At 73.1% G+C, this 8,447-nt stretch carries 6 protein-coding genes and 2 pseudogenes; 3 read left to right on the plus strand and 5 right to left on the minus strand.

The annotated features are described in order from the left end of the window. Nucleotides 1-47 precede the first annotated feature (47 nt). Nucleotides 48-590 (plus strand): annotated as a pseudogene (locus AC2CHE_RS21465) (peptidoglycan DD-metalloendopeptidase family protein); the annotation flags it as partial. A gap of 32 nt (nt 591-622) precedes the next feature. On the opposite strand, the gene AC2CHE_RS21470 reads toward AC2CHE_RS21465, so the two are convergent. The 5 genes from AC2CHE_RS21470 to AC2CHE_RS21490 form a co-directional block, all read right to left on the minus strand. Then, nucleotides 623-1,804 carry an aminotransferase class V-fold PLP-dependent enzyme gene (locus tag AC2CHE_RS21470; RefSeq protein ID WP_484506662.1) on the minus strand — a complete coding sequence of 394 codons (1,182 nt, stop codon included), beginning with the start codon at nt 1,802-1,804 and terminating at the stop codon, nt 623-625. Nucleotides 1,805-1,968: 164 nt separating this feature from the next. Then, entirely contained in the window at nt 1,969-2,970 is a 1,002-nt protein-coding gene (locus AC2CHE_RS21475) for a tyrosine recombinase XerC (RefSeq protein ID WP_484506669.1), read from the minus strand. Between the two features lie 110 nt (nt 2,971-3,080). Then, complete coding sequence (locus AC2CHE_RS21480) at nt 3,081-4,325, minus strand: DNA-processing protein DprA (protein WP_484506663.1); 1,245 nt, start codon at nt 4,323-4,325, stop codon at nt 3,081-3,083. Next, nucleotides 4,322-5,839, minus strand: a complete 1,518-nt coding sequence (locus AC2CHE_RS21485; RefSeq protein WP_484506664.1) for a YifB family Mg chelatase-like AAA ATPase — start codon at nt 5,837-5,839, stop codon at nt 4,322-4,324. Before AC2CHE_RS21485 ends, AC2CHE_RS21480 begins: the two co-directional genes overlap by 4 nt. Nucleotides 5,840-5,915: 76 nt before the next feature. Then, nucleotides 5,916-6,278: a YraN family protein gene (locus AC2CHE_RS21490; protein ID WP_484506665.1), complete on the minus strand. Its 363-nt coding sequence runs from the start codon at nt 6,276-6,278 to the stop codon at nt 5,916-5,918. Nucleotides 6,279-6,422: 144 nt separating this feature from the next. On the opposite strand from AC2CHE_RS21490, the pseudogene AC2CHE_RS21495 reads away from it, so the two are divergent. Both AC2CHE_RS21495 and rpsB read left to right on the plus strand, forming a co-directional pair. Beyond that, nucleotides 6,423-7,347 (plus strand): annotated as a pseudogene (locus tag AC2CHE_RS21495) (hypothetical protein). A gap of 228 nt (nt 7,348-7,575) precedes the next feature. Beyond that, nucleotides 7,576-8,447 (plus strand): 30S ribosomal protein S2 (gene rpsB / locus AC2CHE_RS21500; protein WP_484506666.1); only part of this gene is annotated, 872 nt, incomplete at its 3' end.

Consider the following 8,447-nt stretch of genomic DNA (forward strand, 5'->3'; position numbering starts at 1 on the left):
ACCGTCCGGGGCGGCGAAGGTCGAAGGGCCTGGCCAGGCTCGACGGTATGCGACCACGGATGCCGATACTTGGCGGACTCACGACGCTCCTGCTGCTGACACCATCCGGATCGGCGGGCGGTGTGGCCGTGCCCAGCCAAAGATCGTTCTCGGTGGCCGCACCGCAGGCGGGCGCTGGTGGCATCGGGCGGTTCAGGTGGCCGGTCGACGGTGTGCCACGACCGGTTCGCCGGTTCGACCCGCCGCCCCGGCCGTGGCTGGCCGGTCATCGGGGAGTCGACCTGCTCGCCCCGGCCGCCGCCACGATCCGGGCGGCCGGTGCCGGCACGGTCCTGTTCGCCGGCATGGTCGCCGACCGGCCGGTGGTCACCGTCGGCCACGCCGACGGCCTACGGACCACCCACGAACCAGTTCAACCCGCCGTCACGGTGGGCACGGTGGTGCCGGCCGGGGCGCCCCTGGGCACGCTGCTGCCCGGCCACGCCGGGTGTCCCGCCGCCGCGTGCCTGCACTGGGGACTGCGCCAGGGAGACGACTACCTCGACCCGCTGGCCCTGCTCGGTCTCGGCCGGGTCCGACTGCTGCCCGTCGCTGACGTCACCGTCGCCGCGCGTGCGTCCGCTCACCGCTGGGCGAGCAGACCGGGCAGCCCGACCGCCAGTCGCTGGTACTCCTCGGGCGCGTTGTAGACCTGGCCGCACAACCGCAGCCAGCCGCGGCCGTCCCAGGTCGTGACCGCGACCTGGGTGGCGAGCCGCTCCGCGATCCGGGCCTGCAACGCCCGGGCACCGTCCAGGGCCGTGGCGAGCCCCGCCGGCAACGGAACAAGCCGCATGGCGACCGTCGGTCCGCCCGGGTCGGGCAGGTCGGCCGGTGGCACTCCGAGCGCGTCGCCCACCACCCATTGCCCGTACGCGGCCAGTCCGGCGTTGTGCGCACGTACCCGGTCGATGCCGAGACTGCGCAGCGTGTAGAGACCCGCCGGTGCACTCAGCCAGGACGTGTAGTCCGAGGTGGCCTGCCACTCCAGGCGGGCCGGAAACCCCGATTCCTGCTCCCAGGAGACCACCAGCGGCTCGATCCGGTCCCGCCACGGGGCTGCCACCACGAGCACGGCGGTGCCGCGCGGCGCGTACCCCCACTTGTGCAGGTTGCCCACCCAGAAATCGGCGCCGATGCTGCTCACCGTCGCCGGCAGCATGCCCGGCGCGTGCGCGGCGTCGACAAGCACCGGCACGCCGTGCTCTCCGGCGACCCCGACGATAGCGGCGACCGGAAACAGCCGGGCCGTGGCCGAGGTGAGCTGGTCGACCACCAACAGGCGGGTACGGCCCGGACGCAGCCCGTCCCGCACGATCTGCACCACCTCTTCGTCGGTGGCGGTCAGCGGCACCCGCAGAACCCGGTGTGTCGCCCCGGTGCGACGGCACTCCCGACGGATGGAGTAATCGACGGCACCGTATCCGTGGTCGGTGGTCAGCACCTCGTCACCGGACCGCAGCCCGAGGGACTGGAGCACCACGGCGGCACCGGTGGTGGCGTTCGTGGTGAGGGCGGTGCCGTCGGGATCGGAGCCGAGGAACCCCGCCAAATGCCGGCGAGTGTGTGCGATCCGGTCGACCAGGCCCTGCGTGAAGAACCGCAGCGGGTCGGCCTCCATCTCGTCACGCAGCCGTTGCTGGGCCCGCTGCGCCACGATCGGGACCGCCCCGAACGAGCCGTGGTTGAGATGACTGACCGCCGGGTCGAGGGAGAAGAGCAGACGGGCGCCCGTGATCGGCTCGGGCGGCGGCGGGACGCTCACCTGATCATCGTAGCCGTCGCCCTCGACGTGCCTGGTGGAGCTTGCGGTGGAGGGCATCACGGGAGCCGATTGTCTAGTCGCTTCGATGTCTGGGCGACATGAAAATGTCACCCAGACATCTAGCTCGTCAGTCTTGGCAGTCCCCGGCCCGCCTCGCCGGGCTGTCAGGCGCGCGGGTGGGCCTGACGGTAGGCGGCCCGGAGCCGTTCCACCGAGACATGTGTGTAGATCTGGGTGCTGGCCAATGAGGAGTGCCCCAGCAGTTCCTGCACCGCCCGGAGGTCTGCCCCGCCTTCGAGCAGGTGGGTGGCGGCCGAGTGGCGCAGCGCGTGCGGACTCGTCCGGGGCAGACCCGCCGCCTGAGCGTAGCCACCGACGATCCGGCGAGCCGTGGTCGGATGCAGCCGGCCACCGCGGGCACCGAGCAGCAGCGCGTCCCGGGAATCGGGGACCGCCAGCACCGGCCTCCCGTGCCGCAGCCAGTCATCGAGGGCGCGCTGCGCGGGCAGCCCGTACGGCACCGTCCGCTCCCGCCCACCCTTACCGTGCACCCGGACGACCCGTCGATCCTGGTCCACGTCGGCCATGTCGATCCCGCACACCTCGCTGACCCGTACCCCGGTGCCATAGAGCAGTTCGAGCAGCATCCGGTCGCGGAGCCGTACCGCCTGTGTGGCGCTGTCGGACGTGCCGGTGGCGGGTGAGCCTTCGGCGGTCGCCGGATCGGTGGCGGATGCCGGCCCGCTGGGCGGCGGCATGGCCGGATGGCGGGCGGGTTTTTCGACGAGCAGCGCCGCCAGCTCGGGACGAAGCACCGTGGGCAGCGTCCGGCGCGGTCGAGGGCTGGCCAGCGTGGCAGCGACGTCGGTGGGCAGCAGCCCTTGCCGGTGAGCCCAGGCGCTGAAGGTCCGGGCCGTGGCGGCCCTGCGGGCCAGCGAGGTGCGGGTGGCGCCGGTCGTGCGTTGCCGGGCCAGCCAACTGCGTACCGTGTCGAGGCTCAGCTCGGCCACCTCGGTGCAACCCATCCGTCCAGCGTGATCCAACAGCGACACCAGATCGGCGACGTACGCCCGCACGGTGTGTGTCGAGCGATTGCGGACCGAGGCCAGGTACCCCGCGAACTCGTCCACCGCGTCCCGCAGCGGCGCCGGCAGCGCGTCGTGCATCGCCCGGGTGCTGCTGGCGGCCCGCCGCTGCCCGCCGATGCTGCCCACGGGAACACCCTACGATCGGGACGCCCGGACGGCGAACAGGCGGCGCGCTCAACCGGACGTGGTCAGGCGGAAGGTGGGGCGTCACCGCCGATCGGCCTGCTCGCCGGCGCGGCCGGGCCGGGCTGGGCCGGCATGCTCGGCCGGCTCGGCGTGACCATGGCGTAACCGTCTTCCCTGCGCACCACCAGGGCCAACTCCTCCAACAGCGGCAGTTTGCGCAACACCGTGCGGACGGCAAGGCCCGCCCGCGCGGCGAGGGCATCCACACCGATGCGGCCGCGTCGTGGCATCGCCTCCACGATCGACCGGGCGTCGTCGTCGAGCAGATCGGTGGGGCGTTCGGGCCCACGCGGCACCGGAGCCAACTCGCCGATCCGACCCACCTCCTCCAGCACCTGGGCGAGGCCGGTCACCAGTCGCGCCTCCGGGTGCTCCCGAAGCAACTCGTGGGCACCGACCGACATCGCCGAGGTGACCGGGCCCGGCACCACCATCGCCGGTCGCCGCAGGGCGATGGCCCGCCGGGTGGTCTGCGTCGCGCCGCTGCGGGCCGCCGCCTCGACCAGCACGGTACCCCGGGTGCCCGCCGCGATCACCCGGTTGCGGATGAGGAAGCGGGGGCGCAGCGGCTCCGCGCCCGGCGGCCACTCACTGACCAGCAGGCCGGTGTCGGCGATCCGGTCGAACAGCGCCGCGTTGCCCATCGGGTATGCGCGGTCCACACCGCAGGCCAGCACCGCGACAGTGAGACCGCCGGCGTTCAGCGCGCCACGGTGTGCGGCGGCGTCGATGCCGAACGCGCCGCCGGAGACGACGGTCCAGTCCCGGTCGGCCAGGCCGTAGCCCAGATCCGTGGCGATGTGGGTGCCGTACGCGGTGGCGGCTCGGGATCCCACCACCGCCACGGACCGGTCCAGCGCCTCGGCCAGTGGCCACGAGCCGCGTACCCAGAAGCAGAGCGGCGGTGCGGTCTCGACGTCCACCCGGCGACGGGCGTCGGTCAGGCGGAGCGTGCGTAGCTGCTCCACCGTCCCGGGCCACTCGTCGTCGCCGGGGATGACGATCCGGACACCGAGCCGGTCGGCACGGTGCAGCGCCTCGGCGGCGACCACCCTGGCGTCACCTGCCCGGCTGCGCGCCGCCACGGACTCGCGTAGCGCCTGCTGCGGTGCCCCGCCGTCCAGCAACAGGTCCAGTGCGCCCACCGGCCCGTACTCGTCGACCAGCCCGTGCACCGACCGAGTACCCGGCTCGGCCAGCCAGGTCAACGCCACCCGTGCCAGGGTCAACTCCTCGTGGGTGCTCATGTGCTCTCTCCCGTCCTGAGCGCGATGGCCTCGCCGACGTCTCCCGCGTTCGGCCGTGCCCGCCCGTCGAGGTCGGCGATCGTCCAGGCGAGTCGGACGACCCGGTCGAAGCCGCGGGCGGAGAGCGACCCGGAATCGAGCCGGTTCCGCAGCTCGGCGGTGACCGGGCCGGGCAGCCGCCACGGGGCCCGACGCAGGTCCGGGCCGGGTATCTCGGCGTTGAGCCGCCGACCCAGCGGTGCCCAGCGTTCGGCCGCCGCCACCCGTGCCGCCGCCACCCGCCCGGCGACCACCGCTGACGACTCGTGACTGGTCGTCTCCATCAGCTCGGCGGCGCGCATCGGTGGCAGCCGCACCTGGAGATCGATCCGGTCGAGCAGCGGACCGGAGAGCCGGCCCAGGTAACGGCGGCGGGCCAGCGGGGGACATTCGCAGCGGTCGTCGCCGGCCGGGTTCGCACACGGGCAGGGGTTGGCCGCGATGACCAGTTGGGCGCGGGCCGGGAACTCGGCGCTGCCCCGGCTGCGGGCCAGCAGCACCCGGCCGTGCTCCAACGGCTGACGCAGCGCCTCCAGTGCCGCCTTGCTGAACTCGGGTGCCTCGTCCATGAGCAGCACCCCGCGGTGGGCGAGCGAGATCGCACCGGGCCGGGCGAGCCCTGACCCGCCACCGACGATCGAGGGAACGGTCGCGGTGTGATGAGGTGCCTGGAACGGTGGGCGCCGGATCAACCGACCACCCGCCGGCAACAGACCGGCGATCGAGTGCAGCGCGGTGACCTCCAGCGCGGCCTCGTCGTCCAGTTCCGGCAGGATCGACGGCAGGCGCTCGGCGAGCATCGTCTTGCCCGCCCCCGGCGGCCCGATCAGCGCCAGGTGATGGCCGCCGGCGGCGGCGACCTCCAGCGCGCGGCGACCCAGACCCTGCCCGGCGACCTCGGCCAGTTCGGGACCGGGCGCGGCCGGCGGCGGAGCGTCGACCGGCGGCTCGATCAGCGGTGTGCCGTCGCGAACGAAGGCGACCAGCCGGTGCAGGGTGTCCACGCCGCGTACCAGCAGCCCGGGGACGACCGCCGCCTCGGCGGTGTTGCCGGCCGGGACGATCACCCGTCGGACGCCGGCCTTCGCCGCCGCGGCGACCATCGGCAGTACGCCCCGGACCGGTCGCACCGTGCCGTCCAGGCCCAACTCCCCGAGGACCGCCACGCCGTCCAACGGCAACAGCGGAAGCTCGCCGGAGCCACCGAGCAGCGCCACCGCGATCGCCAGGTCGAACGCCGAACCGAATTTCGGCAGGGTGGCCGGCAGCAGGTTGAGGGTGATCCGGCGGTTCGGCCACCGTTGGCCGGAGTTGACCACCGCGGCCCGGACCCGGTCGCGCGCCTCGTGCAGGGCGGTGTCGGGCAAGCCGGAGATCACCACTCCGGGCAGGCCGGCCGCGAGGTCCACCTCCACCTCCACCAACTGCCCGGTCACCCCGACCAGACCGACGCAGAGCACCCGGGCGTAACTCACCGCGTCACCTCGACGCGTGCGGTGCCGCGACGAGACACCAACGGACCGGGCCGGCTGATCCGCTCGCTGCGCCCGCTCACCGGAAGGCGTCCTTGACGTGCTCGACCTGCGCCCGACCGAGGCGGGGCAGCAGCACCGCGATGACGTCGAAGCGCACCTCGTCGGCGGTGGTGCCGGTGGCGGCGAGCCAGGCGGCGGCGAGCCCCCGCAGTCGGCGGGCCTTGCGGGGCACCACCGCCTCGGCGGGGCTGCCGAAGGTCGCGGTGCGCCGGGTCTTCACCTCGCAGAAGGCGAGCACCGGCCCGTCCCAGGCGATGATGTCGATCTCTCCGGTGCGGCAGCGCCAGTTGCGGGCAACCGGGCGTAGTCCCGCTTCGATCAGGTGCCGTACGGCGCAGCGTTCCCCGTACCCGCCGATCGCCTGGTTCCGCTTGGTCATGAGCGGCACCCTGCTCCCGTACCGGGTCTCGCAGCGACCCCGCCGCGCTGGCCTGTGGACAGCCGAGGGTGGTGTGGACGAGCGGACGATCATGTCCTAGATGTGCTATAGCGGCCTTTCTGTGCTGGTCAGCTGCGGGGTCGAATGGCGCACGAACCGCTGGTCGCATACGGTGCCCGGCGTGGACGGACGACGCAGTTTCGACGACCAGGAGTCGCGCTGGTATCCAGGCGATCATGACCGTGGCTACGCCGACCCGCAGTGGCGTCCGGCGGGAATGGGGCACTATCCCGGTGACGAGTCGCGCGCGGTGCCCGAGCAGCGCGGTGACGACGACGACCGGTACGGCTCTCCGCGACGTGGTGCGCTGGCGGACCCGCTCGGGGATGTGGTGGCGGAGACCGAGCGCTACCGGGCGTCGCGTTCCCGCCGGGCGGAACCGACGGAACCGGACGTCTCCGGTGAGTTGCCGGTCGACCGCTCCGGCCGGCGTGCCGCCCGCGAGGTGGTCCCGACCAGCGGTGGGGCACCGGTGTCGACGGAGCCGACCCGCGCCGCGCTGGCCGGATACCCGATCGTCGAGGCCAAGCGCGGGCCCGAGGTGACCAACCCGTTGGAGCAGCCGACCGGGCCGGTGCCGTCGGTGGCACCTCGGACGGAACCGCCGGTGGGCGAGGCCCCGTCGGGCCCCGCCGACGCCGTGACCGGTCACCCGACAGCCGGTCACCCGGTGGGTGGCATCCAGTCGGGGGCATCGGCCGGGGACGGCGTCTACCGGACCCGGCGTCCGGTGCTCGCGGTGATCTTCGCCGTGCTGGTCGTGATCTTCGAGCTGCCCGCGCTGCGGGTGCTGCTGCACGGCGCGACCGTGGACCCGGTTGCCGCCGGGGACGTGCTGGCGGGGACGTTCCTGGTCTGCGGGCTGCCGATCTTCGCGGCCGGTCTCTACGGGCTGAGGACCACCGGGTTCTCGTTGAGCGACGGCGCGCGAGGGTGGCTGCGACCGCCGACCGCGTACCTGACGGTCGGCCTGGCGCTGTTCCTGGTGGCCGCGATCGCCGCCGGCTGAGCGGAGCATCGCCGCACCCGTGCGTGGAACGGTCGGGAGGGCGCGTACACTGGGCAACCGGCGACCGCCTCGTGCGGTCGACCTCGCGTGCCCTCCTCACGAGTCGTCGTGTGGCGGCGGCCTCCCTGGTCCCGACCTCGGTCGGGCCCACCATGGCCGACGACCGGGCACCAGGACGCCCGGCCGCCGGCCGGGCGAGGCAACCAGGGATCGCTAGGAGTGCGAATCATGGCCGTCGTGACCATGCGTCAGCTGCTGGAAAGTGGTGTTCACTTCGGGCACCAGACCCGGCGCTGGAACCCGAAGATGAAGCGCTTCATCTTCACCGAGCGTAACGGCATCTACATCATCGACCTGCGCCAGACCCTCGACTACATCGAGAAGGCGTACGACTTCGTGCGCAACACGGTGGCCGAGGGCGGCAGCATTCTCTTCGTCGGCACGAAGAAGCAGGCGCAGGAGGCGATCGCCGAGCAGGCGACCCGCGTCGGCCAGCCGTACGTCAACCACCGCTGGCTCGGCGGCATGCTGACCAACTTCCAGACGGTGTACAAGCGGCTGCAGCGGATGAAGGAGCTGGAGGCCCTCGGTGACCTCAGCGGCACCACCGCCGGCTACACCAAGAAGGAGACCCTGCAGCTCTCCCGCGAGAAGATCAAGCTGACCCGCACCCTGGGCGGCCTGCGGGACATGCAGAAGCTCCCGGCCGCGGTCTGGGTGGTCGACACCAAGAAGGAGCACATCGCCGTCGACGAGGCCCGCAAGCTGGGCATCCCGGTGATCGCCGTGCTCGACACCAACTGCGACCCGGACGAGGTCGACTTCCCGATCCCGGGTAACGACGACGCGATCCGCTCGGCTGAGCTGCTGACCAAGGTCGTCGCCGCCGCCGTGGCCGACGGCCTGATCGCCCGCTCCGGTCGCCGCCGGGGCGGCGACGAGAAGCCGGAAGCCGGTGTCGCCACCGACGAGCCGCTGGCCGAGTGGGAGCGCGAGCTGCTCGAGGAGCCGAAGAAGGCCGACGAGCAGCAGCCGGCCGCCGAGCAGCCCGCGGCCGAGCAGCCGGCCGCCGAGCAGCCCGCGGCCGAGCAGCCGGCCGC

This window comes from Micromonospora sp. ATLC16 (assembly GCF_057196645.1).

What these genes read in the sequence shown, in the direction of transcription:
- AC2CHE_RS21490 (WP_484506665.1), bottom strand. Translation starts at nt 6,278, where the DNA reads ATGACCAAGCGGAACCAGGCGATCGGCGGGTACGGGGAACGCTGCGCC.
- AC2CHE_RS21475 (WP_484506669.1), bottom strand. Translation starts at nt 2,970, where the DNA reads ATGCACGACGCGCTGCCGGCGCCGCTGCGGGACGCGGTGGACGAGTTC.
- AC2CHE_RS21480 (WP_484506663.1), bottom strand. Translation starts at nt 4,325, where the DNA reads ATGAGCACCCACGAGGAGTTGACCCTGGCACGGGTGGCGTTGACCTGG.